The sequence below is a fragment of the Lentzea miocenica genome (genome assembly GCF_033949945.1).
Taxonomy (GTDB): domain Bacteria; phylum Actinomycetota; class Actinomycetes; order Mycobacteriales; family Pseudonocardiaceae; genus Lentzea; species Lentzea miocenica.
Window position 1 is genome coordinate 1 of record NZ_JAXAVW010000003.1, and the last position, 23,325, is coordinate 23,325.

The window sequence follows — 23,325 nt, forward strand, 5'->3', positions numbered from 1 at the left end:
TCGCGGCGAAGTCCGGCTCCGAACGCTTGGTCTGCACGTACAGCTCAACCGCGCGAAGCACGGCGTCGCCCAAGTTCAGCTCGTCCAGCTGCGCCACAAGCGCGAACTGCGCGTGCAGTTCGCTCGGCAACTTGATGCCGAGCGTCTTCACGCCGTTCCTTCCGGTGGGGTCTGTCATGACGCTCTTCCTCTCCTCGGTGTGGTGTGACTGCCTGCCCGCCTGGTGCAAGGCGGGCGAGCGGCCACAGGCCACCGAGGAGTGACGGCCAGAGCTGGTACTCATCTGAGAAAGACGTGGAGCCGACCGTCGTGCCCCTGTACGGCATCCCATTGCCGCATGGCTTCGCGTGCGAACTTGGCGTAGTCGATCGCTACGTAGTTGCGAAGGTCTGGTTGCACGACCTGGTCAAGGTGTGACTCCCACTCAAGATCACTGCCGACCTCGCGTGCCCATGCTTCGGGTGACTCGTACGAGCCGACGTAGAAGTCGTTGAACTTGTCGAGCTCGTCGAAGCCCTTGGTGCCAACGATCGCCACCCACGCGGCGTAGGCGGCCCCGTGTTCATGCACGCCGCAGCCCAACTTCGAGATGAGCTTGGGCTCCGTACAGCCAGCGAGGTCGAGCCCGGCGAAGCTTTGCGACGCACCGACCGCCCACTTCGATGCGTCAACGGTGGGCGAGCTTGCGAGCATCGCCACGATGTCAGCGGCAATCGCCTCTGGAGCCTGATCGGCGTCGATCCAGAGGCCATGCTGGATGCCGCGTTCCTGGCTATCGAGGTCGACGGCGTAGACCTGCGGGCGGTAGCGACGTTCGCGTTCCGGCCTTGATTGAGAGCGGTCGCCAGCCTCGGAGAGGTCAAGGACGAGTTGCCCGCCGAGACTGTGGACGTACTCGATGACCGCTTCGGCTTCATCGGGCGCCATGCCACGACTGACAAGGCTCTCCAGCACTGCACGGTTGCGCTTGCGCTCAGCCGAAGCGTCAGCGCGTGCGCGCTCGATCTCTGCTTGCCTGTCTGGGTCATCAGTGCCGTAGCTGTTGACCTCTGGGCGCTGTTCGGCCCCCTTTCGTTGGTGTGGTTGCTTTTCCATAGCTTCTTTCCTCCTTTCGCTATGCATTGGTGTTCTCATCGGACGGTGTCGCTTGCTTCAAGGTGCGCCACTCCGCAACGCGCTGCTCAGCCATCGCGGCGTAGGCCGGGTTCAGCTCGACGCCAAGCCAGTCGCGCCGGTGTTGCTCGGCTGCGAGCGCCACCGTGCCCGCTCCCAGGAACGGATCCAGTACACGGCCGGGACGCCACGCTTCGTGTCTGCAGCTCGCCCGCAGCGGCCCTACTGCGAGCCGTCGCCCGTTGATCACCTGTGGTGCCCTGCGCCATGGCGTAGCGCATGTGGTGCAGATGCGTTCTGGGCAGGTACTGAGCAGCGGACGGCGCACGAGGTCGATCGGGAACGTTGCAAAGTGCGCGCCCCGGAAGCTGGCCGTACTGAACTGCCAGACATCGCCGGGGTTCTTTCCCAACGGGTGGCTCTGGACTCCACGCGCCTTCATGTCCGCCAGGCCGCTGTTCAGATCGACGCGTGGTGTGGTTCCTCCGCCCAGGTTCTGCGCGGCTGAGCGTGGCGGGTAGCCAGGCCGTGCCAGCCTGCTGGCGGTCATGGTGGCGGCGGCCGGCTCGCGGATGGAGTCGAGGTCGAAGTAGTACTGAGGCTGCTTGGTGAAGAGGTAGATGAACTCGTGGGTGGTGGTGAGGCGGTCACCGACGGAGGACGGCATCGGGTTCTTCTTGGCCCACACGATCTGGTTGCGCAGGAGCCAGCCAGCTCGCGTCAGCTGCAAAGCAACACGTTGTGGTGCAAGCAGAAGGCTCTTCTTCGCTGCCCCATCGCGAGGAGCACGTGCATAAGAGTCACCAAGGTTCAGCCACAGAGCTCCGGTTGGTGAGAGAACGCGTGAGAACTCGGCACACACTGCTGCAATCTCGTCAGCCCACGCGTCCACGGAGGACTCGCAGCCAATCTGGCTGTCATGGCCGTAGTCGCGGAGGCTCCAGTACGGCGGACTCGTGATGATGCAGTCGGCTACTCCGTCAGGTAGCTCAGCCAGCCGAGTTCGGGCGTCGCCGACCAGCACGCGGTTGAGGGAGAGTTCGGGCTTGGTGGTCACGGGGCACCTCCTTCGGGCAGTGGTTGAGTGAGAAGCGGGACTGCTTCCGCGGTAAGGCAAATCTCGAAAAGCGCATGCGCCTCGCCGGGCAAACGCTTGAGGGCACGGCGGATCGCGTCGAGGCGGCGGGCCGACGGCACGAGCCACCAGACCTTGGGGTAGGCGCCGAGCTGACGTTGTTCCAGCCCGCTACGCCAGTGCGAGACGTACACCTCGCACTGGCGCACGATGGTCGGCAAGGACTCGGTGTCCATGTCCTGCTCGATGAACGCGAGCACCTCAAACTCGCCGATGCCGAGGCGAACGAAGGCATCGGGTTTGAGCACCACGGCTTGACCGCCGATGCCACCAAATCGGCGCCATGCCTCCGGCTCGCCGGTGAAGTCGATGAGTTCTGCGACCCCTAGGCGGCTGGCCTCAACGAGTTGTACATACAGCTCGCTGACTGCCAATACGTGTGACTGGAAGGCGGGTTTGGTTTCGATGACCCGGCGCCGGCGTCGAGGTTCAGCCGTCGAGTCGAGCGCGAGCACCGCGTGCCCCCAGCCGCTGAGGCCGATGACGAAGCCTTCGCTGCCTGCTCGCATCCCGCCAACTCGCCGCGAGAGCCGAACGACGAGGTCGAGTTCGGCGAGGCGGCCGACCGCGCTCCTCGCCTTGCGAGCTTGGGTCGTGAGGTCCCCTGCTGCGAAGTGCAGCCTGCGGAGCTGTTTCCCAGTGAGGAGGCGGAGCCGAGCAAGGTCTCGGAGCATGTCGAGGTCGCGCTCGGAGAGCCGCTCACGAAGCCGGAGGGCTCGCCCGCGGCCACTCACAGGGCACCTCCGGCGGGGGCGAAGTGTCGGTGGCGTGAATTAGGCATCGTGGCTGGCCAGGTGGCTGCGTGCTTGATGCGATAGGTAGGGCGAGCGGTAGGAGAACGGCGCGTCACGATGTCCTCCTTCGCACGAAGCCAACACCTCCATCGGGGTTGCTTCCGCCGCCGTCCTGCCACCGTTGAACAAGCCGTGCGTCGATCTCCTCGGGTAGCACTCCGAACTGCTGCCGGATCGCTTGGCGTGCAGCCGATGGATCTTCTGTCGGCTCGCTGAGCGGCGAGGTGTTGACGATGAATGGGCGGCTTGTTGCGCCGTCGACGAGCACCTGCGCCGCGGCATGGAATGCCGGGAGGCGTAGCAGCTCTTCTGGTGTCATGTCTCCACCGAGGACACGGGCGAGTTCCTTGGCGTCGGCTTCGGCTGGCCGGTACACCATGCGGGTGCGGGCGTTGGCGAGTACGGCAGCTTTGAGGCTCGGTGTCAGCTGAGGCAGCAGCTGGTGCACCAACGTGAAGCCGCTCTCAAGTGCACGTGCGGTGGCCAGCATGTCGCCGAAATCCATGCCATCCACGAAGTTCTGCCACTCGTCCACGATGACGGAGACAGGCCTACGCGAGTCCCGCGGCACCATGGATTGCCGCTGGATGGCTTCGCGTAGCTGCCGAAGCAGCAGCGCGCCGAGCAGCTTGGCCGTTTCCGGGCCAACGGAGCCGGTATTGAGGCTCACCAGGACGATGAGCTGTTCGTCCTTGAAGAGATCATCGAGTTGGAGAGCTGGGGCCGTCTGCCCGAGAAGATGGCGAAGCGGGCCGCGAGCAGTCCACGCCCGCGTCTTGTTGAGGATTGGCATGACGATGCGGGAACGTTCCAACTCGCTGAGGCTGTCGAACCAAGCTGCCCACGGCGCAATCGTCAGCGGGTCACTCACCTTCGCGAGCACACGGCGGCGGAAGCCGTCGTTGGTGAGGATGGCGGGAATGTCGGTGAGCGTGCCGTCCTTGAGGCGCGCAGCCATGATCAGGGCGTGCAGCAAGATGTCGCTGCTGCGTGGCCCGAGCGCAGTGCCGAACAGCTCGCGGAACAAGCCGAGCAAGGAGTCCGCACGCCGCTCGGCGTCTGCGACCGGCCCGGCAAGCGGGTTGAACCCGGTGACGGGTCCCGAAGCGCCCGGTTCAACGAGGCGAACACGGGGCCAAAGCTCCTTCGGCAAGCGGGCCAGCACATCGGTCACCAGGTCGTCCTTGGGCTCCACGAGGAAGATCGAGCGACCGGCCTTGATGTCTTGGAGCACCCACCTGGCCAAGGTTGTGGACTTGCCGGCGCCGGTGGGCGCAACGAGGTGCACGTGCGAGGCCAGACTCCTTGCTGGAACTCGAACGGCTTTGTCTGTGCTCCGTGGGTGCGTGCTGGTGCCGACGATGCGTTCAGTGGTGGTTTCGGCATCTCGGTCACCAAGCAAGAGCGAACGAGATGGCGGTCCAAGCGCGGTGTCTTGCCCCGGTGCCTGTACACCGTCGACAGGCCACCCCAGAAGAGCGGCAAGCTCGGCGGCGTTCACCGTGCCGCTCCAGCTTCGCGGCCGTCCGGCTGGCATGAACAGGCTCTTGGCGATGTTCTTCGACTGCCAGCTGTCGACCACGCGGTTATTCGGACCGGAGGCAAGCGCGAGGGCGCTCACGGCTGGCCCGATGAGCTGAGTAGCACGGTGCGTGCTTGTGGCGAGCGCGCCTACGCGTCCCCGGACGCCGAACAAGGGCTCGGCAACCTTGGTGCGCCAGGCAGCTTGATCCCCGCTGGTGGGCTTCGGCATGGGCCTGAGCCCGAGTGCTTGCAACGGCGTCAGGCGCGCGGGCGGCATCGAGCGCGAGTGGCTCGGTCCCACGATCCACTGGAGCACCACGCTTTCGCCCTGTCCCAGCCGTTGTCGAAGGCCCAGAAGCCCGGTGGCGATGGAGGCCGCAGTGTCGAGCCGGAGCGGGTACGCCATGTTGGTAGGCCGCACTTCGCGTGCGGTGGTCGGCAGCTTCCTCGGCGAGTCCTGCACTGTCACCAACGCCAGGTTTGGAATCTGCGCCGCCAAGTCTCCGGCGAAGTGGCGGCCGAGACGCTCGTCGTAGCCAACGAGCCAGCGGGCGGACTCCTTCGACAGCCACAGTTCAAAGAGGACGGTGGGTTGCAGGCTTGCGAGCCCGAAGCGTGGCCGTCCCGCGAGCGCACGGACGAGGCCGGTGGCGGCGGCCAAGCTGAGGTTCCGCGGAGGAATCACCTCGCGCCACATCAAGTCACTCATGGCTTTGCTCCTCAGTGAGAGCGTCGCCACCGCCTTCGCGAACCTTGGCGCTCGGCGACTTCTTCTCCTCCGCCAACTGCAAGCGAGCGAGGGCGATGCATGCGCGGGCCAGCGTGAGAACGGCCGGTTGTACATGAGGACTTGCTGTAATTACTACATTGGGTTCTTCGGCTGACCCGGACATGACTTTCCTCCTTTCGATAGCTCGAAACGAGGTTGGAGTACACGCCAGCAACACGCTCTGCGCTTGACGAGGCTGCGCAGTCTATGTGTAAATGGAGTGTAATCCTCGTTTTCGAGGGTTCTGATATGGACGTGGGCTCTGCGCCGCTGTGTGCGTCGTAGAGGTGTCCGCCAAGACTTTCCTCTACGAGTTGCCGCATGTGGCGCCCCGCAGTCCAGTTTCATTATCTGCTAGAAATTATCTGATTCATACAGGTTTTGCTTATTCGACAACACCGAACGGCGGCCTCTGACCACTAGGTTCGATGTAGTCGAATGCGTTATTCCTGTTCGCGCGCAGCACGTAGCGGCTACTGCCTGCGTGACCAGACCCAGCGCACGACGGCAACCACGAGCCAGATCGTCATGACCAGCCCGCCGAGCCCCACGATCCATGACCAGTACGTACGTAGGTACGCCACTGTGATTTCGAGAACCATGAGCGCGCCGCACAGCACCAGAATGGCGCGAAGGACATAGTGAACAGGGTCGCGTAGTGGTGACTTCTCGTTCATGGCGTCCTCCTTGCTGATCTGATTGCTACAGGGTCTCTGTGGCTGTTTGCTTGCTGTGGTTGGACGTTGCGTTCATTGAGACGGCTGATCGGTGCCTCGGTGCGTCATGAGGCTGGCGAAGAGCGCCCGCGCGACCGATCCGGGCGAGTCACCGCGGTGGATCGGTGTGACGGTGATCGAGGGATCGAAGTGGTGCCAGCTGGCGTCGCCCCCGAGCAGCACCGCATGCACCCCACCGGGGAACGCCGCAAGCTGCGCGAGCACCTCGTCGACATCGGCGTCGAGCAACTCGAAGTCGCTCAGCACTACAAGCGTCGCTTCGTGTTCCGGATGTGCCTGTGTCAGCGCAACAGCACGGCGCAACGACGGACCCAGCTGGCTCGACCCGTAACCGATCGTCGGCCTGCGAAGCCCCTGTTTGAACGCCCGAGTGGAATGTGAGGTGAGCGGACGCGGGGCGACATCGGCATCGCAAGGGGAATCGAAGTGCAGCACGGCGGCCAGCTCGCGCCGTGAACCTCGCCGGGCAACGGTCCTGAAGGCGTTATCCATCTCGATGTAGCGGTTGGCGAGCGGATCGGTGCCGCCTGAGGCGGTGATCGACGCCGAGTCGTCGGCCACCGCGATCAGGAGTGTCGGCACCGCAGCAGGCCGGCCGGGGTCGCCGAGGTCGTAGCCGACCGTTGTGGCGGGTTGTTTGCCGAGCATGCTCAAGGACGTTCCGCCGAGCAGGTGAGGCTTCAGGAGCACCGAAGCTTGGAAGCGGTGTGTGGTGTTCATCGGGCATCACCTCGCCGTGCACGCCAGCCAATCGCGCCGTGCGATTCGCCAGGCGCGAAGCCGTGCCCAAGCACACCAGGGTTGTTGCGCTGCACTCGCCAGCCGAGCGACTCGACCCGCTGGGCCGCGGCCTCGCCGCGCAGCTTGGCTTCTGCCTGGATTGAGCTAGCAGTGGCGGCGTGGACGGCCCTGCTGGTGATGGCTTTGTGGTTCGCAAGCGCGAGGTAGCGCTTCTCAGCGAGAGTGACGCGCTTGCCCATCGACGCGAGGAGATCCGCTACGTCGTCGGCCGCCGAGTAAGCCAGCAGCCCGGATGCAAGTGCCGTAGCAGCAGCGAGCAAGCCGAAGGTCAGGCCGGAGATGTTGCCCTCGATGGCGGCCCTGAGCGCGAAGATGCCCACGGCCACGAGCGCCACCACCAGGAGCGAGAGGGCGCCGACGAGCTTCACGATCGCCGCGCCACCGTTGGAGCTTGAGAAGAAGCGCTGGTAGCGGCGTTCATCATCAGTGAGCGAATTGGGATCGCGGCGACGGACTTGCGCCATGCGCATGTCTTTCAGCTCTGCTCCAACCAGGCCTGAACAAGCTGCAGCCAATCCGGAAGCCAACGCCTGGAAGAACGCGATCATGGGGACATCGCCGTTCACCACCGCAGCTGACCACACACCGCCGGTGTCGCCGAGTACGAGCACAATCCAAGCGATCCAGTAGCGCAGCTTCTCGCCCGGCCCTCGCCGAACGTATGGAGCGAGCACCTTTGTGGCGTGCTGGCGATCCGCTTGTGCTGCAACCACTTCCTTCCCTGCTTCAGCGAGGACGAAGTTGGTCGAAGCGGCGGGCGTCTCAAGTCCGGCGGCGCTAGCCGCGTGTTGGCGGGCGGAGTTCTCACCGCTCGCCAACCACGCTGACTCCTGCTCGTCGGCGAGTGCCGCGTACTCGTGTTCGGCGTAGGTGGTGCCCAGCTGAGAGGGGCGGGTGTGGGCGCCCACGGTGCCGAGGCGCGGCAGCGTGATCTGATCGGCTTCCTTGGCCCAGGCCTCCGAGGGGTGACCTGGTGCCGCTGGGAGCGTCGTTGTCGACTTCATCGAGTGGCGGTGGCGTAGTCGCTGACGGCCGCGCAGGTACCGGCCTCGGTGCGCTGGCAGAGCTTGGTGTAGTAGCTGACCAAACCCTCCACAACTGCGGACGGCGGTGCGCCTTCAGCAACGCGACCGAGGCCCGCGATGACCACGGAAGCACCGCTGAGCTTGGGAACGGCCGGTTGCTGCGCCAGAAGTTCGGCTTCCTGCTTGTTCAGGGCTCGGGCACCGAGATCCACTCCGATGTTCTGGAATCCGTCGGAGAGAACAGTCAGATCCAGGCGGTAGTCACCGCCGAGCTGCTGCTTCCATTCGGCCGCCAGCCGGAGTTGCGCAGTGATATCAGAGCCCGACTGCGGCAATGCCTGCACGGCCGGCGTGTAGGCCGAGCGCACCTTGTTCATGACGTTGGTGATCGCTTCTGGTACCCGCTTCAAGCGGGCGTTCTCCGTGGCACCGTCCATCTTGAGCGGGCCGTCGAACAGAATGATGGTGGCCGCGCTGGAGGAGCTGAAGACCACCACTCGCAGATAACCCGAACACACGGCAGTACGGCGGGCGACGGCTTCTACAGCCGTCATGCGCTCGGCGGCAATGGCGTCTGAGTTGCTGGAACCGGTGCCGTCGATCTGGACGAACGAGGCAGGCGGAGCTGCCGGGTCGCAGGACTTCAGCAGCTCCTGGTTCGCGCCGAGTTCGCCGCGGGGTGAGGACTCAGAACCGCAGGCGGCGATAGCTAGGGCCAACAAGAACGCGAAGAAGAATATGGTGGCGTAGGAAGTACCTCGCTTGAACGCCACTGTTACTTGAACGTCCGACATGATGATTGATCCCTTCAGTGTCGATTTGAGGGCTGGCGAAAGCTGGGGGTCGACGGCTCGTCGACCCCCATAACGACTACGATCTAGAAGGACTGCGTGCCGGCGTTTCGATAGCGCGCAGGCTTGTGCTCTCTGGCTTGAGTACGAAGCGTGCCTCGTTGCGCCTTCTTCGGGTTGACCACGAGGGGAATCGGTTCTGCAGCGCCGATCGCTGCATTCTGCAGAGCGTGAGAAAGTCGCTTCATCCGTTCCCGCTGGATGTCGAGGATCGCGCGCTCATCGGCATGGATACGCCTTGTGTAACGGTTTCGCGGGATTGCTACACCTGCTCTCGGCGGTCACTCTCATTTCTCGGTGCCATGTCAGTCTGAAGTGCGCGCTCACGAATGTTGAGTTCGAGCTGCTTGGCGGACTGTTGTCTAGATCGACCGTTCATGAACTGTTGATGCCACGCCATTCCGGCAAGCGCGCCCACGCCAAAGCACAACGTTGCTGCCAGTAGTGCGATCAAGAAAAAGATCACTGCTATAACGCCCTTCTTGACAAGTAAGGCAGTTCGAGGTTGTCGAACTGCCTTACCGGAGGTCAGACGAGAGTGATCAACGATGCGAGAAGCTCGAACCAGAAGTGAATCTGCATCTCCATGCTCCTTTCTCCATTTTCACCACGTCTTTGTGGATGCTTAGGAGCATGAAGCTGAAAAATATCGAAAAAAATACGAAGAACATCCGAAAAGTGTCGATACCTCTGTCGTTGATTGAAGTGTGTGCGTCTTTGGAGACGGCTCCCCGCCGCGCAGGGAGTGGATCCACAAAACTCCCTGCATCGCTGGGTGTACGCCGCCTTGACCGTTTGAGAGGGTCGTGACCACGGCTAACGCAACACCTAGGAGGCTGCGGTGCGCGAAGAGGACGCCATCAGGGCGGCTCAGCAGATCGGCTTGGCGCCGGGCGAGCACGTCACCATGCAGACGGAGGGGCAGATCAACAACCCGCACGGTCACCACCGCGACGACACGGGCCCGCAACACGTCGATGGCTGGTATGTGGAGAACAACGGCGGAAACTATTCCGCCAGGAAGATCCACTCTGACGATAGGTAACTGCGCACACACGAGTTGGGCCGCACCATGGACGGGTGCGGCCCAACTCGTGTGTGCGCAGTTGCAAAAAAATAGTGGATCGAGTTAAATTGATAGAATGACAATGGTAGAGGAGTATCTGCGTGAGGTAGATCTGGCTGAGAATCTATACGAATTCCATCATGAGGCTTTTATGGATCTAGATGCGACTGACCGGGAAGCCTTAGTTGAATACTACGGCTTGGAAGTAGTCGATATTCAAGACTTTCGCAAATATCGAAACATTGTGACTTCTCAGAACGCGCGGCTGGAAGAGCGTGCGAAGGCTGCCTATAGAAGGCTTGCCGCTAGTTTGGGCATGTGCCTATGAGTAATTCAGATGACTCGCCTGTTGGCCGTCGAGACACAAGCCCTGATACGGCAGGAAATCGTTCGGTTCTTCTTATACGCGCTAGTCATTTAGCTGCCGAGCTTGCGCGTATTCGGCAGCGTGGAATCGGCGGCCTGGACTCAAAGTCGCACAATCAGAACGCGGTAACGTGCCCCAAATCGACGCTCCTTGCGGAAGAGTATTGCCATATCCGCAGATTTCAACTCCATGGTCGCGATGCGCTAATTGGCCGACTGATATGGGATACGGTCATGGAGTTCGGTCAGCGTGGAAATGAGCGTGAGGCAGAGCTACTGCGCCATTTGTTCTTTGGTGTTCAGGAGGAGCCGCCTTCGTTGCGACCTGTCGGATCACCAGGCGGCCTGTTGCGTGATACTCGAAAAAGGTATGGTCCTGCAGAGGAGCAGCGCTTCGCGAACTTTCGCCGCGACATCTTCGAGCGTTTCAGCGCCTTTGTAATCGCGTTCGTGCAGGAGCTGCTTGACGTCGATCAACGCGCGAATACGTTGTCAAGCACGCCTACGATTGTGGGTGCAGATTTCTGGCCAGTTGGAAAACCAAAGAGCCTAACCGGGATTTGGCACAGCCACTACACCTACACGAGTAGTTCGAGGCCTGGGCAAGTATTCGAGAGCGAGCATTATATGGTGCTCAAGCAGACCGAAAACGTCATAGTTGCCGAGAGTATCGCCAATAAGGAACGGTCAGATGTTCGACTGCTACTTCAGGTTGACGGCGCGATCGCCACCGGATCTTGGTCAGAGCAGACTTCGGGAACAGGTTACTACAGGGGAGCGATTTATCATGGAGCAATCCAGATGGTTGTTGATCCGCGCGGTCGCCGCTTAAGAGGTAAGTGGCTGGGTTTTGATACCGAATTCAATGTGAATATTGGTGACTGGACGCTAGCGTGGCTCACGGGAGAGGTTAACAAGGCTACGCAGGCCGATTATGTTGACAAGGTTTAGGCGGCGGGCTCTGCGGGGCCCGTGATTACTGCAACCACCGTCGAGTCTTTCAAAAGCTCGCGCTGCGCAAGGTTAAAGATTCCGTACATCATTTTAGCGACGTACGTCCATTCGAGTTGGATTCCATGCCGTTCGGAGAAATCGTGGATAAAGTTCGTTAGCTCCGCGTTCCTCTTTGCGAATCCTCCAAAGTGATAATCCTGTTCGATACGCCAGTTGTGAGTCAGGGAGCCTGTTGCGCGCTGCAGTTCAGAAACTTCTTGATCTAGAAATGACGCACCTTTGAGTGCGGCGAAGCCGCGAGCATGCTGGCCGTCCTTGATCCCCATGGAGATGCCAGCGAGTGTTCCGCCAGTTCCACAGGGACAACAGATCAGGTCGAATGGAATGAGAATCTCTTGCGGAATCTCAACGCAGCCTTTTACTGCAAGGTCATTGGAGCCCCCCTCGGGAATTAAATAGAAGTTGCCATACTTTTGGCGAATAGACTTCAGAAACTGCGGAGTCTTTTTGTTTCTGTAGGTAGTACGGTCGACGTACTCTAGTCGCATTCCGAGGGCCTCAGCGCGAGCCAAGGACCAATTTAGCGAAGCGTGTTCTTCGCCCCGAATAATGCCGATGGTTTTGAATCCGTATATGACTCCTGCGGAAGCGACGGCGCGGATGTGGTTGGAGTATGCGCCTCCAAACGTTAGTAGCGTCGAGTGTTCTTCCCTGCGAGCAGCCTCAATGTTATATTTGAGCTTTCGCCACTTATTTCCGGGGATCTCATCGCTAATCAAATCGTCGCGTTTTAGGTATAGTTCGATACCGGAATTTGTGAGACGGTCGTCTCTAATCACAGACAGCGGTGACGGCACCTGAAGGTGCAGAGTATGCGACGAAGACGTTGGATCCATGTGATCATTTTACACTACTTGTAACGGTGAGCGACTGTTCGTAGATACAGCTTGAGTGAGCTGCTTGATCCTTTGCAGCTCGGGCGTGTTGAACTCGAAGGAGCCGATTGTATGGCGGGGCAAAGTGGCCAGCGCCGACGACTAGCTGGAGTAGCGGCTGACGCTAGGGCGCGGGGCCTGCCTACTCGCGAGATCGTCGAGCATTTGTGTACAGAGTTCTCCGTCAATGCACGTGTTGCATGGCGAGTCGCTCACGGGATGAGCCAAAAAGATGTCGCTGACGTCTGGAGTGCAAAGTGGCCAGAAAACTCGAAGACCTTCAAAAACATCTCCTATTGGGAGCTGTGGCCATCGAAAACGGGCTACAAGCCGTCACTTGAGGTGCTAGGACACTTGGCGGAAATCTATGAATGCAGTGTTTCTGACCTGCTGAGTGATGTTGGGACCTACTCGAGTAACGTCGGGCCGACTCTGGTCGACTCATTGGAAGAGTGCGATGAGGAAAACGCTGTTGAAAAATGGCAAACTGTAAGCGTCCGAGCTCTTCTTAGGCTCGACTTGGATTCGGTGGAAATGTACGAAGAGCGGTGTATAGTTGCCACTAGAGAATTGAGCGTTGTTGATACTTCGATCAGTGTTCCCCGACACGTCGAGGACGCCCTGGTTCCGCATGGAATTGATGTTAGCTTGCTTTTTGGGGGAGAACTGGTTGTGGTCAAGAGGTCGTCAGAGTCGCAGTTTCGTTACGTGGTAGACCTGGCGGCACCGATACCTCCTGGAGGAACGCACGTCTACGCAATTCGCGTTCGAATTCCTCGCGGCCAGATGATGGCCCCGCATTTCGTTCAGATCCCTCTAAGGAAGACCGAGAGTTTTACGCTGTGGGTTCGGTTCGGTCGCGATAGAGTGCCTGAACGGATATGGAAGTTGGATGGGCTTCCTCCAGCGTCGGTATACGAGAAGGTATCACCTGGTGAGGTTGTTGTGCCGGATAGACTGGGTGACCTGTCGCTGCACTTTCAAAATGTTCGTGTAGGGCACACGTACGGGATACGTTGGAGTGAACCTGGTTAATGAGTGTGGTTCACTCGCTGGAGATGCGTTCGACCCATTGTGTCGTCAAGTGCTCCAGCTCGGCGAGGCTGGATTGGAGGGTTTCGAGCTCCTCTAGTGTCGGGCTTTTTCTTCCGGCAAACCCTTGAGCTGTCATCTGGAATGTAATGTTTGAAAGCTGACTGATCACGTCGATAGCCTTGTGGACGTATCTGGATTCGTTGGTATCTGCCGTGGGCATCTGTTCGCCTAATTTCCTGTGTCTGTGGGTGCAATTTGCTGCCGAGTGCCTGGTGGAGATTGCGTGTTGGTCACCGGCTGTGGAGGACTACGTTCGCGGAAACCTATTGTGGAGATACTTCCGGGATCGGATAGCGGCGCGGCACCTGCTCACTTGCCGATGCCACGCCCCTACCCCTGTTTGAGCTACTAGGCGCGTTCAGCTGGCTTGCGGTCCTCGATACGCCTCGAACACCGTCTTCACCGCGTCAGTCACCGGCAGTTCGTCCTCGATTGGTGCCCACAGGAACTCGTCGTGCTCCTGCAACACGACGGGCTCGGTTGCTTCTACGGCCACCACGAAGTTGAACTGCCTGCTCTTCTTGCCACTGCCCGAGAGGTAGTCGAAGCTCCCGAGGTACGCCGTAGCCACGGCCACCTGGAGTCCCGTTTCTTCTTCTACCTCGCGTACGAGTGCGGACTTCAGATCCTCGCCGGGCTCCACCTTGCCGCTGGGCAGCTCGAAGATGCCGCCCATGAAGTCGTCGGCGGGTCGCTTGAGCAGCAGCACCTTGCCGCCGTCTTCAACGATGGCGCCAACTACGAGCTGCACGACGCCGTCGAGTTCGGCTTCAGCCACAAGCCGCGTGAGCAGCGTGGAGTCGATCATGTTCATCCCTTGAGGTCGTGGTGGTGCTCGACCACCTTCTTGATGCCACTCACGTAGGCACGCGCGAGCGGCACATCTTCCTCCCGGTGCCAGACCGGAAGCTTCAGAGTGTGGTGGTGGACCGTCTCGGCCACCGGGAACTGGCCCGGCCAGTACTGCACGCGCTCGAACTCCGGCTGGAACGGGAACAGCGCGGCCGGGTCCTGGATCAGCGGCAGCTGGTTCAGGGGGCGGGTTGAGCCGGGCTGGTCGACCTCTTTGAGACCCTCGGCGAGCAACGCCTGGTGGAAGCGCTCGACAGGGAGCCCGCCCAGTTCATCCGGCACGTAGGTGAGTGGCAGGCCGTACCAAGCGGCCTGGTGCTTGCTCGGCAGCTGCGGTACCGAGATACCAGCAACTTCTTTGAGTTCGTCGCACATCAGCTTGGCGATCTCGGCGCGGCCGGCAAGGTACTCGTCGAGGTGAGCGAGCTGGTCGAGCGCGAAGCTTGCTGCCAGCGGGTGGATGCGGAACTTCAGTCCCGTCCCGGTGACGGCGAAGCGATGCAGTGCGGAAGTGGGCGGGATCTCGCTGCGGCAGCGCTTGTTGTAGTGCGCGAACATCAGAGTTCGGTAGAACACCTCGTCGTCGTTGGTGAGCACGAAGCCGCCCTCGCCCGCCGACAGCGGCTTCGGTCCGTTCATCGAGAACGCAGCGGCTTTGCCGAAACTACCGACCTTCTGGCCGTCGAGGCTGGCGCCGTGCGCATGGGAGCCGTCCTCGATGAGGGCCAGGTGGTGCTCCTGCGCGAGGGCTCGCAGTGCTGGCACGTTGGCTGGGATGCCCCACATGTGCGTCGCCACGATCGCCGCGGTGTTCGGCGTGATCTTCGCGGCCACCTCGGTCACGGAGATGTTCCCGGTCTCGTCGCAGTCGGCCAGCACGGGGATCGCGCCGAGGTGCAGCAGTGGCGTGGCGGTGGCGAAGAAGGTGTAGGCGGGCACGATCACCTCGTCGCCAGGCTCGATGACGCACGCGGCGTAGGCAGCGTGCAGTGCCGCCGTGCCGGAGCTCATCAAGACGGCGTGCTTCACCCCGAAGTAGTTGGCCAGCGCGTCTTCCAGCTCCGCGATCACGCCGGAGCGGTCGTAGATGGAGATGCTCTCGGCGAGCTGCTCCGCCACCACCTTCTGGCTGCGATCGGTGATCGGGGGCCAGCTGAAGTGCGGCCCAGGCTGACGGATAGCCGCATCACCACCGAGCAGTGCCAGGGGCGAGTTCACAGCAGCTCCTTCGGGTTGACGTGAGCCTGCGAACGGGCGGACTCGTAACAGCTCTGGATGAAGGCCAGGTGGGCGAGGTTCTCGCTCGGGCCGCTGACGTTCTCCCGCATGCCCTCGATCACCCGGCAGAAGTGGTTGATCTGGCTCACCGCGGCCGAGGGCCAGGCCTGCTCGCGGGAGAGCGACTCCACTACGTCGCCGCCGTTGGACAGCCGGCGAATCCGGCCCCGTTCGAGGTGGACGATGCCCTTGTTCCCGATAAGCCTGATCTCTTCAGCCTTCGGCCCGATGAAGCGCGACAGCAACAACGAGCCGTACAACCCGCTGTCGTAGCTGAAGTGGATGAGCGCTGTGTCCTCGGTGTCGTAGCTGCGATCCGGCCGGGCGCTCGTGGAGATGTCGGCCAACAGCCGATCCGGCAGGCCGAAGTACCAGAGCAACATGTCGACCAGGTGGTAGCCCATGTCGATGATGCAGCCGCCACCTGCCCGCTCGGAGCGGCCCCGCCATCCTTCTGAGGGGTCGGTGGTGTGCATCGTGTAGGTGGCGTTCACCATCATCGGCGTACCGATCTGGTCCGCCAGCTGCGGGAAGCTGGTGTAGATCGGGTTGAACCGCCGTTGCAACGTCACCATGAGCCGGATGTCGGCCTCCTTGCAAACTTCCGCTAGTTGCTTGGCCTCGGTGACTGAGGTGGCGAACGGCTTCTCCTTCAGCACGTGGATGCCGTGCCCTGCCGCCAGTTCAACGACTCGACGCCCTTCGCTGTGCGGCACGCACACCACGACGAGGTCGAGCTGCTCAGCGGCGAACATCGCTTCGGCGTCGGTATAGCCCGACACGCCGAGCTTGAACTGCTGCTCCCGGAGAACCTCGCCACTTGAGTCGCAAATGGCGACGAGCTCGGCGGCGTCCGAGCCGAGCAGGCCCGGGATGTGATCTTCCAGGGCTTGCTTGCCGAGGCCAACCACACCAGCACGAAGCTTGGTGGCTCGCTCGACTACTTGAAGCCCGCGCTGACGCGCGAGCGGCAGCTGTGCCAGTTCGGTCATAAGCTGCGACTCCCTCCTCTGTAGGACAGTGCTGACCAACGCCGCCCCTGCTCCGAGGAGCTGGGGCGGCAGTAGCGGGTGGTGTAATGCGGTTTCTTGCCGCTTTAAGAGCGGCGAAAAGTTGGGTTCTCGCCTGAGTCCAGGTCTCTCAGTCCACTAAGGACCCGCTGGAGTAGCTGCGGATCTTGCATGGCAACACTGGCGCGAGCAGGACCTTGAAGCCGCTGACGCCGCGGGATGCCGGCCGGGGCGTCAAGCCCAGCCGCTTCCTGTGCCAGGCTGGTGCGCACGGCGCACCACATCACTCGTCGGCCTCGGCCTGGAAAGTCGTAGCCACCATCCTCGCCTGTGCTGGCCGGGAGCGAGTGCGGTGCCTCCGTGTGGGAGTCCCAGACCTCAACCACCACGGCTCGTGGAACAAGGCGCAGGCGGAACGCGAAGCAGTTCACAGGGGCCGCGTCGCTGTCTGCAGCGGTGATGGCTTGCTGGACAAGCGCTTCGGCGACGTCACCAAGCTCCTCCTCACACGCAGGAGCGAGCTGCCACTTGATCGCCGCGTATTCCACCAGAAGGCGAGCGCACGTGATCGCGCTCGGCACGGCCACGAGCTCAAGTTCGTACACGCGAACCTCACCGCGGGGCTGAGGAAGGTGTGGCACCACGACACCAGGTTCGTGAGCTTGTAGAAGAGTCATGGCGTGGCTCCCGTGCCGTGCGCGGGAAACAGCACCAGCACGCGAGTGCTGTTCTTCGACTCCACTAGCTCCTTCATGGCGAGTTGGACACCCTCGGCGTGTCCAAAGTGGTGCAGTGCAGGCACAAGAACGTGCGAAGCCTCGCCGTTGTCGAGTGCCACCAGCAGCTCGGTGAAGGCAGCAGTGTGCAGGAAGAACGTGTCCACCAGGACGCGGGTGATGACGAAGCCCTCAAGGCTGGCGTACGCCGCCATGGTGCGGCGCAATACCTCGATGCGGACGTCGGGCGTCTCCGGCCTTACCCGGAGGTAGCAGAGGAGCGGTCGTTTTCCTGATGGGTGGCAGGATCGGCGATGGGCGTCGGGAGGTGCACAGCATCGCCGACCCTGCCGGTCTGGGAAGTTCACAGTTACAGCACCGCCAGGTTGTGGTCGGCCAGCACTACTTGCTGGCACGGCCAACCGGTGCCGCAGATGACGCAGCACTCTGCGGAGTTGAGGTGATGAGCAAACACCTCGATGGCGACCTCGCTGAGGCGGTCGAGCACAGGAAGTGGATCGAGAGCACCATCGGGCGTCAGCGTCTTTTGCCTGGTCATACCCTCTCCCGCCGCCGTTGCCGTCCGGCCGGGTGTGGCCGTACTCTCACCAAACCGGTCGTAATGGGCCAAACACAGGGCGTATAGATCGGCGGTTTCCGGACATGAACCGGACGCCGGGGCGATGACCTGGCCAAATGGGAGGCCTGGCGCACGGGGGAGAGGGGCGACGATGGACGAGGAACCCAGTCCGTTCGCCAGAAGGCGCATCTTGGCGGGGCTTTCCCAGGAGGTCCTGGCCGAGCGCCTCGGCATCGATGTACGCACTGTGCGCCGCTGGGACACCGGTGACTTCGTCAAGGGGCCTCAGCCGTGGATTCGGGCCAAGCTGGCTCGTTGTCTTCAGGTCACACTTGAAGGACTCGACGAGCTGCTGACGGCTACGGTCAAGCACGAGGCCTTGGTGGTTGAAGGCGAAGTGGTTTCGCCTGAGATCACCACGGTGTCGCCAGGTGCGGTGATGCTTCCGGTTCTGGTGGACGGCAAGCCCGTCCTGCTGCCCGTCGATCCGAAAGCCCTTGCGCGGAGCGGGTTTCCCACGCTCGCCACGGAGAGCCGAGAGGACGCGATGAGCCCCCTAAGCCGCCGTTCGCTGCTGAGGTTCAGCGTTCTCGCCTCGGCTCTTCCCGCGCTGGATGTTGAGGCGCACCAACACATCGTCGCGGCTATGGAAGACGCCCGCCGCTATCTGGATACCGATCTGGTGCAGCGGCTGAGGGACCAGCTGGTGAGCTGCAAGTCAAGCGACGGCGGCTCAGAGGCGATGAAGACGCCGCCGCTGCCGATCGTGCTCGGAATCCTTGGTGCGATTGAAGAAGCCGCACGCGAAGTGCAGCCAGGCGTTCGGCACCAACTGCTCTCGCTCGGTGCGGAGTGCGGGGAGTTCGCAGGTTGGTTGTACCGGGATGCCGGCGATCTCACCCGAGCCTTGTACTGGCATGACCGCGCGATTGAGTGGGCGCAGGTGGTCGGGGACACCGCCATGCAGGGCTACGTGCTCCTCAAGAAGGCACAGCTCGCTTACGACGAGCGCGATCCGCACCGGATGCTCGACCTGACACAGGCCGTACGCGGTGGCTCATGGACCTTGCCGCTCCGTGTGCAAGCTGAAGCAGCACAACAGGAAGCGCGCGCCGAAGCCATGCTCGGGGCGTCGCTTTCGTCCGTCGAGCGAAAGCTCGGCGAGGCGCGGCAGCTGCTCTCCGACAGCATGAAGCAGGAATGCACGCTCGGCGCGCACTACAACGACACGCTGCTCACCATGCAGACGGCCGTCTGTTACACGGAAGCTGGGAAACCACGCCGGAGCGTCGACCTCTACAGCGAAGCACTTACCGAGAACCACTTCTCCTCGCGTGACTACGGATTCTTTCTGTCCTGGATGTCGGCATCCTTGGCGCTCGCCGGCGAGCCCGACGAGGCGGCGAGGATGGGCTTGGAGTCGGCGAAACGCGCGAGCAGCTCCAGCTCGCAGCGCACGCACCGGGAGCTGGAACGTGTCATCGAGGTACTGGCGCCGTGGCAGAACCGCCCAGCGGTCAAGGAACTCCAGGCCGTCGTGTAGCTCGTTCTGGCGCTGAAGTTGCTCCAGTTCAGCGCCGAACTCAGCGATTCTTGCTGGTAGATGGCCTACGTTCCTTCTCGCGTTGGCTGGTAGTCAGCAGTTCGCTGCCAAGCGCCTCCAGCCTGGCGGCGTGACGAACTCAGCCAAGGAGCCGAAGAAGCTCTTCTTCACCGTCGCCGAGGCGGCCAGGGTGCTGCGCGTCGACCAGGCCACCATCTACCGCTCGATCCGCGAAGATGCCTTTCCTGCAGTCAGGCTCCGTACGCGCTACGTGGTTCCGGCGGCTGCGATTGAGCAGATGATCTCCAACGTGATGGAGTCCGGCGGAGTGCTGGATATAGCGGAGATGACGCGGCAGCGCCGGGACGCGAGAGAGTTCGAGCGCCAACAGCAGCGTGGGCGCGGATGGTAGTCAGCTCAGCCAGTTGGTGACGGCCTCGATCACCTCTGCCTGCCACTTCTGGCTCTGCGGATGTGTGTACTCCGGGTCATCATGAACAGCGAAGCCGTGCTGGGAACCTTCGAGCTCCAGCAGCTGGTGCTCGCAAGTGAGCTGGCGGTTGGCTTCACGGGACGACTCCACCGGGATGAAGGTGTCCTCGGTGCCGTGCACGATCAGCGTAGGGGCCACGATCTCGCCGAGCACCGTCCGAGGCTGCAACCAGAACACCTCGTTCAGGATCGGCCTGCCGAGCTTGAAAGTCGGCGAGTGGCCGAGGTAGCCCTGCTCGAGGAGCTGCTCGGCGCCTCGGTCGTTGATATAGCCGTTCTCCCAGGCCTTCTTCTCGTCGACGAAACGCTTCCGGTAGTCGATGAGCGGGTTGAACAGCACCAAGCGGCTGAGCGCCTCCGGCCGCTTCGCCGCGTAGTACGCCGCTGTGCCACCAGAGAAGCTGGCGGCGATGATCGAAGGCGGCGTCACGCCCGCGAGTTCGTTCAGGTGGTCGAGCCCGGAGTCGATGGCGTTGAGCACCGCGGAGAGCGACAGGTCTTCTTGGCGTCCTTCGCTCTCACCGTGGCCGGGAAGGTCGAACCGCAGCGAGGCGATGCCGGCCTCGGCGAGAGCCGCGGCGAGTCGCGTGAAGAAGCCGCCCTCTTCGCGGGTGACGCCAGCACCATGAACCAGCACTACAGCGTGTTGCGGTGAGCCATCAGGCGCGTCGAATGTTCCCGCGAGCTTCAAGCCGTCATGCGTGCGCACGGTGGTGTTGGTGCTCCGGGTGCTCATCCAAGGCTCCTTGAGTTCGAAGGTGACCTCTTCATGATTCCCACTCGCGGCCATACCTAGCTACCTGGTGAGGTAGGAAGTACACCAAGCACCACGACGCGCGCTCCAGAGTTTGTGCTGTTCAAGCACAGTGATGTCCGGTTCCTGCCCGCAAACCGTCCTGTTCACAAGATCGCTGAGCCGAGACTCTGGCGTCTCGGGCTTGAAGCCAAGATCGGGTGCTTTAAGCCACGTGGACAGGTGCGTGAGGGGGCGCTGCAGGTGGCAACGAAGACCGGTTTAGGGATCCTGCCGATCTTGGTGGTGGGTGGAGCTGTCGTTCTCCTTGGCCCGCAGCTCGTGCCAGGCTTCCCCGATCTCCTCGGCGACCTCACCGCTGATACCGCCGTCGCCTACCAGGTGGCGCCCGGCGCCAAGCCCAAGACCGACAAGTGCACCGCGGACCAGCTGCTGAAACAGCGCAAGTGCGACAACTTGAAGGTCGTGCTCATCGACGCAGCCAAGATGCCTTTCATCGCGCAGAACATCACGCTGGCGTGGGCCGAGGGCAAGCCGTTCGCTCTGCACAAGGGAGCGCCTGGTTCAGACGCAGGCCGGCGCGCTGCCGTATGCGGCAACTTCAAAGCGCAGTTCGCGAAGGGCAGCTGCGACGAGTACGCCTTCGCCTCGAGCGCCGAGGGCGGCATCGTCGCCAACGTGCGCATCATGGAAGTGCCCATGCGTGAACAGAACTGCCAAGGTGGCACCCTTCGGCAGGAGTACCGCCGGGCTGGCATCGTGGAAGGCAGTGCCTTCACCGTGGTGATCACCAACCCGGAGAAGATCGCCACCGGGCCCTACACAGGCGTGGATATCGCGAAGGAGCAGTCGTGCGGGAGCTGATCGACCGCTACCAGTGGGCGCAGCAGCTCGATGTGGTGATGACCTTCGCCATCATCCGTGGCCGCAGCGTGAATGAGGTGGTGCGTATCTACGGGGGCCACCCCGAGCAGCGCCAGCTCATGACCATGGTCGAGGCTGAGGATGCTGGCCTCGACGACGGCGACGACTTCCACTTCCAAGTCTTCGAGCACCAGGACGCCGTGGTTGCGCTGGAGAACAACGGCTGGAGCGGCACTGTGCCAGAGATCGCTCGCCGCGCCTCCGCAGGCGATGGCTACTTCTTCTCGGTGCACTGGAACGGCAATGGGATGTTCCGCATTACCGAAGCCCACGCTGGCACGGTGACGGCGTACTTCGAGCCGACGTTCGGCGCGCAGCCAGCCGCGCCCGACGACGTCATCCCGGAGTGGGGAGTTGGACTCCAGCTTCAGCCCGACGAACTCCGGGCGGCTTGCCTTGCGCTCGTGGAGCAGCAGACCGATGTGGCCTTTGACCAGGAGTGGTTGGTGAAGAAGCTCCCTACCTTCCGCATCCCGGACCCGGATGAGTTGTTGCGGGAAGTGGAGGGCTCGCGAACGCCCTAAGCGGTTTGCAATTAAGTCTATTGTGTGTCTAAATTGGAGTAGGGTGAAGCGGCGTTGGATCGCCGCCGTGTCCGCGGCACATGAAAGCTTACATCGGAACTATTTCGAGATGTGAGACGCTTGCATGGTCAGTTCGAGTCTGGCCCACCCTAAGGACTCATCACTTATAGGCAAGATCCCCAGCCGACAAATCGGCTGGGGATCTGCGGCTGTCGTGCTAGTGCTGGGTGATCTGACCGGTTCCATGATCCGTCGAGTGATCACCAGTCGTGCCCGGGTTGTCCCAGCTGCGGTGCCATCCATCGCCGTACACAGTGACGTGCTCAGACTGAGCCTGCCCGTCAAGCGGGATGTTCCCGTAGGCGCCAGGTGTCCCGTTGATGCTCTGTCCGTTGGGCACCTCGCCACCAGGGCCGCGTTGATAAATCGAACCTTCGTTGTCTCCCATTACTTCACCTCCTCAGTTCTGCGTAGTACCGGCGGGCCAGTCGGCGGCCGGCCAGACACATTCTTTCGAGGCAGCTGGCGTGCTGTACACCCCGTCGCACGGTGATTAAGCCCAGAGTTACTCCCCGTGTGGCAGGGAGGTGAAGTGCTTAGAGTTCGAAGTAGCGAGCAGGTGTCTAAAACAATCCGCAAATCGTGAAGATGCGCTGCTCAGGGCGATGGGTGGGTGGTCGAGCATCGGGTTGACCGGCCTGCTCGCAGTGGTGGTCATCAGGTGAGGGGTACCAGCTCGCCAGCGCCCTGCGATCATCAGGGCGCTCAACGGTGGACATCAAGGAGCGGTAGCTCGTCGCAGCGGGCGTTGAGTTCTCACCTACTGCGGTGGGAGTCTTGGCAGATAGTCCTCAACGTCGAAGCCGACTGCCTGAAGCCGAGTCCGTGCGATCTCCAGCTCATGCTCGGCGAACAGTTCGGCGTAGCGTGGGTTCAGTACGAGCGCCTCGATGCTGTGCTGCAACATGTTTTCTCGGCGCAACCGCTCGAACCCGTCGGACACGTTCGGCGTACGCAGGAGCGCGTGAGCTGTTACTTCCCCGCCGTCCATCACGACCATGTTGAGGAACGCTTTCGCTTGGTACCTGATGGTTCGCACGAGGAAGCGGTAGCCCTCCCGCGTTGCCTCATCGAACTCCCTCGACAGCTGTGCGCGATCAGGTGCGGCAGCGCTGGTCATCACGACTCCTCTCGACAGGGTGGCTTGCGATGCGTTGGCGGAGTACAAGCAAGAAGCTGGCAACAGCGGCGGAGTTCGTGCCTGCCGCGGTCGTCCACCAGCTCACCATCTGAACTGCCACCACCGTGTCGACCAGGGCGACGAAGAACACCGCCGCCAGCAGTTCGAGCCGGCGCCGGTCTAGGTCGCGGCCTTCACGGCGGTGCACGCTGGCTGCGTCGTTCCGGTGAACCTTCGCGTTACCGCTGAAAGCCCGGTGTCGGTGCACCAGCTTGCAAAAGCGATCTTGCTAAAGTCACCGCCTAAA

Annotated in this window: 26 protein-coding genes; 8 read left to right on the top strand and 18 right to left on the bottom strand. The window is 62.1% G+C overall.

Annotated features, from left to right (window positions below; translation table 11 throughout):
• Positions 1–279 precede the first annotated feature (279 nt).
• From SK803_RS04025 to SK803_RS04060, 8 genes are all read right to left on the bottom strand, one after another.
• Complete coding sequence (locus SK803_RS04025) at positions 280–1,095, bottom strand: antirestriction protein ArdA (RefSeq protein ID WP_319964371.1); 816 nt, start codon at positions 1,093–1,095, stop codon at positions 280–282.
• A gap of 19 nt (positions 1,096–1,114) precedes the next feature.
• Positions 1,115–2,170: a DNA-methyltransferase gene (locus SK803_RS04030; RefSeq protein ID WP_319964372.1), complete on the bottom strand. Its 1,056-nt coding sequence runs from the start codon at positions 2,168–2,170 to the stop codon at positions 1,115–1,117.
• On the bottom strand, positions 2,167–2,922 hold the full coding sequence (locus SK803_RS04035; protein ID WP_319964711.1) for a replication-relaxation family protein: 756 nt from the start codon (positions 2,920–2,922) through the stop codon (positions 2,167–2,169). Before SK803_RS04035 ends, SK803_RS04030 begins: the two co-directional genes overlap by 4 nt.
• A 172-nt stretch (positions 2,923–3,094) precedes the next feature.
• Positions 3,095–5,275, bottom strand: a complete 2,181-nt coding sequence (locus SK803_RS04040) for a type IV secretory system conjugative DNA transfer family protein (protein WP_319964373.1) — start codon at positions 5,273–5,275, stop codon at positions 3,095–3,097.
• Between the two features lie 533 nt (positions 5,276–5,808).
• Positions 5,809–6,012, bottom strand: a complete 204-nt coding sequence (locus SK803_RS04045) for a hypothetical protein (RefSeq protein ID WP_319964374.1) — start codon at positions 6,010–6,012, stop codon at positions 5,809–5,811.
• Positions 6,013–6,084: 72 nt separating this feature from the next.
• Positions 6,085–6,792 carry a hypothetical protein gene (locus SK803_RS04050; protein ID WP_319964375.1) on the bottom strand — a complete coding sequence of 236 codons (708 nt, stop codon included), beginning with the start codon at positions 6,790–6,792 and terminating at the stop codon, positions 6,085–6,087.
• Positions 6,789–7,877: a hypothetical protein gene (locus tag SK803_RS04055; protein WP_319964376.1), complete on the bottom strand. Its 1,089-nt coding sequence runs from the start codon at positions 7,875–7,877 to the stop codon at positions 6,789–6,791. Before SK803_RS04055 ends, SK803_RS04050 begins: the two co-directional genes overlap by 4 nt.
• Complete coding sequence (locus SK803_RS04060; protein ID WP_319964377.1) at positions 7,874–8,692, bottom strand: hypothetical protein; 819 nt, start codon at positions 8,690–8,692, stop codon at positions 7,874–7,876. The genes SK803_RS04055 and SK803_RS04060 overlap by 4 nt, the downstream gene beginning before the upstream one ends.
• A gap of 898 nt (positions 8,693–9,590) precedes the next feature.
• Here SK803_RS04060 and SK803_RS04065 point away from each other — a divergent pair.
• The 3 genes from SK803_RS04065 to SK803_RS04075 all read left to right on the top strand — a co-directional run bounded on the left by SK803_RS04065 (position 9,591) and on the right by SK803_RS04075 (position 11,132).
• Positions 9,591–9,794 carry a hypothetical protein gene (locus SK803_RS04065; RefSeq protein ID WP_319964378.1) on the top strand — a complete coding sequence of 68 codons (204 nt, stop codon included), beginning with the start codon at positions 9,591–9,593 and terminating at the stop codon, positions 9,792–9,794.
• 97 nt (positions 9,795–9,891) lie between these two features.
• Entirely contained in the window at positions 9,892–10,143 is a 252-nt protein-coding gene (locus SK803_RS04070) for a hypothetical protein (protein ID WP_319964379.1), read from the top strand.
• A gap of 272 nt (positions 10,144–10,415) precedes the next feature.
• Complete coding sequence (locus tag SK803_RS04075; RefSeq protein WP_319964380.1) at positions 10,416–11,132, top strand: hypothetical protein; 717 nt, start codon at positions 10,416–10,418, stop codon at positions 11,130–11,132.
• Here the strand turns inward: SK803_RS04075 and SK803_RS04080 are convergent.
• Positions 11,129–12,031 (bottom strand): 1-aminocyclopropane-1-carboxylate deaminase/D-cysteine desulfhydrase, encoded by a 903-nt coding sequence (locus tag SK803_RS04080; protein WP_319964381.1) that lies wholly within the window; start codon positions 12,029–12,031, stop codon positions 11,129–11,131. The genes SK803_RS04075 and SK803_RS04080 overlap by 4 nt on opposite strands.
• Positions 12,032–12,289: 258 nt before the next feature.
• Between SK803_RS04080 and SK803_RS04085 the strand changes: the two genes are divergently transcribed.
• Positions 12,290–13,105 carry a hypothetical protein gene (locus SK803_RS04085; RefSeq protein WP_319964382.1) on the top strand — a complete coding sequence of 272 codons (816 nt, stop codon included), beginning with the start codon at positions 12,290–12,292 and terminating at the stop codon, positions 13,103–13,105.
• 10 nt (positions 13,106–13,115) lie between these two features.
• Here the strand turns inward: SK803_RS04085 and SK803_RS04090 are convergent, their stop codons facing one another.
• From SK803_RS04090 to SK803_RS04115, 6 genes are all read right to left on the bottom strand, one after another.
• Positions 13,116–13,274, bottom strand: a complete 159-nt coding sequence (locus SK803_RS04090) for a hypothetical protein (protein ID WP_319964383.1) — start codon at positions 13,272–13,274, stop codon at positions 13,116–13,118.
• Between the two features lie 249 nt (positions 13,275–13,523).
• Positions 13,524–13,973, bottom strand: coding sequence for an NUDIX domain-containing protein (locus tag SK803_RS04095; RefSeq protein ID WP_319964384.1), 450 nt, complete (start codon positions 13,971–13,973; stop codon positions 13,524–13,526).
• Between the two features lie 2 nt (positions 13,974–13,975).
• Positions 13,976–15,235, bottom strand: a complete 1,260-nt coding sequence (locus SK803_RS04100; RefSeq protein ID WP_319964385.1) for a DegT/DnrJ/EryC1/StrS family aminotransferase — start codon at positions 15,233–15,235, stop codon at positions 13,976–13,978.
• Positions 15,232–16,287 (bottom strand): Gfo/Idh/MocA family protein, encoded by a 1,056-nt coding sequence (locus SK803_RS04105; protein ID WP_319964386.1) that lies wholly within the window; start codon positions 16,285–16,287, stop codon positions 15,232–15,234. The genes SK803_RS04100 and SK803_RS04105 overlap by 4 nt, the downstream gene beginning before the upstream one ends.
• Before the next feature lie 691 nt (positions 16,288–16,978).
• A complete protein-coding gene (locus SK803_RS04110) occupies positions 16,979–17,236 on the bottom strand; it encodes a hypothetical protein (RefSeq protein WP_319964387.1) in 258 nt (85 codons plus the stop codon).
• 155 nt (positions 17,237–17,391) lie between these two features.
• Positions 17,392–17,580 (bottom strand): hypothetical protein, encoded by a 189-nt coding sequence (locus tag SK803_RS04115; RefSeq protein ID WP_319964388.1) that lies wholly within the window; start codon positions 17,578–17,580, stop codon positions 17,392–17,394.
• A gap of 172 nt (positions 17,581–17,752) precedes the next feature.
• Here SK803_RS04115 and SK803_RS04120 point away from each other — a divergent pair, with 172 nt between their 5' ends.
• Both SK803_RS04120 and SK803_RS04125 read left to right on the top strand, forming a co-directional pair.
• Positions 17,753–19,144 carry a helix-turn-helix domain-containing protein gene (locus tag SK803_RS04120; protein ID WP_319964389.1) on the top strand — a complete coding sequence of 464 codons (1,392 nt, stop codon included), beginning with the start codon at positions 17,753–17,755 and terminating at the stop codon, positions 19,142–19,144.
• A 130-nt stretch (positions 19,145–19,274) separates the two neighbouring features.
• Positions 19,275–19,556: a helix-turn-helix domain-containing protein gene (locus SK803_RS04125; protein WP_319964390.1), complete on the top strand. Its 282-nt coding sequence runs from the start codon at positions 19,275–19,277 to the stop codon at positions 19,554–19,556.
• On the opposite strand, the gene SK803_RS04130 is transcribed toward SK803_RS04125, so the two are convergent.
• The gene (locus SK803_RS04130; RefSeq protein WP_319964391.1) at positions 19,557–20,372 is read right to left on the bottom strand and encodes an alpha/beta hydrolase; all 816 of its coding nucleotides are present in this window, start codon (positions 20,370–20,372) and stop codon (positions 19,557–19,559) included.
• 114 nt (positions 20,373–20,486) lie between these two features.
• Between SK803_RS04130 and SK803_RS04135 the strand changes: the two genes are divergently transcribed.
• Positions 20,487–21,254 (top strand): NucA/NucB deoxyribonuclease domain-containing protein, encoded by a 768-nt coding sequence (locus SK803_RS04135; protein ID WP_319964392.1) that lies wholly within the window; start codon positions 20,487–20,489, stop codon positions 21,252–21,254.
• Positions 21,242–21,838 (top strand): DUF6461 domain-containing protein, encoded by a 597-nt coding sequence (locus SK803_RS04140; RefSeq protein WP_319964393.1) that lies wholly within the window; start codon positions 21,242–21,244, stop codon positions 21,836–21,838. The genes SK803_RS04135 and SK803_RS04140 overlap by 13 nt, the downstream gene beginning before the upstream one ends.
• 820 nt (positions 21,839–22,658) lie before the next feature.
• Here the strand turns inward: SK803_RS04140 and SK803_RS04145 are convergent.
• Both SK803_RS04145 and SK803_RS04150 read right to left on the bottom strand, forming a co-directional pair.
• Complete coding sequence (locus tag SK803_RS04145) at positions 22,659–23,018, bottom strand: hypothetical protein (protein ID WP_319964394.1); 360 nt, start codon at positions 23,016–23,018, stop codon at positions 22,659–22,661.
• Positions 22,996–23,226 carry a hypothetical protein gene (locus tag SK803_RS04150; RefSeq protein WP_319964395.1) on the bottom strand — a complete coding sequence of 77 codons (231 nt, stop codon included), beginning with the start codon at positions 23,224–23,226 and terminating at the stop codon, positions 22,996–22,998. Before SK803_RS04150 ends, SK803_RS04145 begins: the two co-directional genes overlap by 23 nt.
• Positions 23,227–23,325 lie beyond the last annotated feature (99 nt).

What these genes read in the sequence shown, in the direction of transcription:
- SK803_RS04025 (WP_319964371.1), bottom strand. Translation starts at nt 1,095, where the DNA reads ATGGAAAAGCAACCACACCAACGAAAGGGGGCCGAACAGCGCCCAGAG.
- SK803_RS04035 (WP_319964711.1), bottom strand. Translation starts at nt 2,922, where the DNA reads ATGCTCCGAGACCTTGCTCGGCTCCGCCTCCTCACTGGGAAACAGCTC.
- SK803_RS04040 (WP_319964373.1), bottom strand. Translation starts at nt 5,275, where the DNA reads ATGAGTGACTTGATGTGGCGCGAGGTGATTCCTCCGCGGAACCTCAGC.
- SK803_RS04045 (WP_319964374.1), bottom strand. Translation starts at nt 6,012, where the DNA reads ATGAACGAGAAGTCACCACTACGCGACCCTGTTCACTATGTCCTTCGC.
- SK803_RS04050 (WP_319964375.1), bottom strand. Translation starts at nt 6,792, where the DNA reads ATGAACACCACACACCGCTTCCAAGCTTCGGTGCTCCTGAAGCCTCAC.
- SK803_RS04055 (WP_319964376.1), bottom strand. Translation starts at nt 7,877, where the DNA reads ATGAAGTCGACAACGACGCTCCCAGCGGCACCAGGTCACCCCTCGGAG.
- SK803_RS04060 (WP_319964377.1), bottom strand. Translation starts at nt 8,692, where the DNA reads ATGTCGGACGTTCAAGTAACAGTGGCGTTCAAGCGAGGTACTTCCTAC.
- SK803_RS04070 (WP_319964379.1), top strand. Translation starts at nt 9,892, where the DNA reads ATGACAATGGTAGAGGAGTATCTGCGTGAGGTAGATCTGGCTGAGAAT.
- SK803_RS04075 (WP_319964380.1), top strand. Translation starts at nt 10,416, where the DNA reads ATGGAGTTCGGTCAGCGTGGAAATGAGCGTGAGGCAGAGCTACTGCGC.
- SK803_RS04080 (WP_319964381.1), bottom strand. Translation starts at nt 12,031, where the DNA reads ATGGATCCAACGTCTTCGTCGCATACTCTGCACCTTCAGGTGCCGTCA.
- SK803_RS04085 (WP_319964382.1), top strand. Translation starts at nt 12,290, where the DNA reads ATGAGCCAAAAAGATGTCGCTGACGTCTGGAGTGCAAAGTGGCCAGAA.
- SK803_RS04095 (WP_319964384.1), bottom strand. Translation starts at nt 13,973, where the DNA reads ATGATCGACTCCACGCTGCTCACGCGGCTTGTGGCTGAAGCCGAACTC.
- SK803_RS04105 (WP_319964386.1), bottom strand. Translation starts at nt 16,287, where the DNA reads ATGACCGAACTGGCACAGCTGCCGCTCGCGCGTCAGCGCGGGCTTCAA.
- SK803_RS04110 (WP_319964387.1), bottom strand. Translation starts at nt 17,236, where the DNA reads ATGGCGGCGTACGCCAGCCTTGAGGGCTTCGTCATCACCCGCGTCCTG.
- SK803_RS04115 (WP_319964388.1), bottom strand. Translation starts at nt 17,580, where the DNA reads ATGACCAGGCAAAAGACGCTGACGCCCGATGGTGCTCTCGATCCACTT.
- SK803_RS04120 (WP_319964389.1), top strand. Translation starts at nt 17,753, where the DNA reads ATGGACGAGGAACCCAGTCCGTTCGCCAGAAGGCGCATCTTGGCGGGG.
- SK803_RS04130 (WP_319964391.1), bottom strand. Translation starts at nt 20,372, where the DNA reads ATGAGCACCCGGAGCACCAACACCACCGTGCGCACGCATGACGGCTTG.
- SK803_RS04145 (WP_319964394.1), bottom strand. Translation starts at nt 23,018, where the DNA reads ATGACCAGCGCTGCCGCACCTGATCGCGCACAGCTGTCGAGGGAGTTC.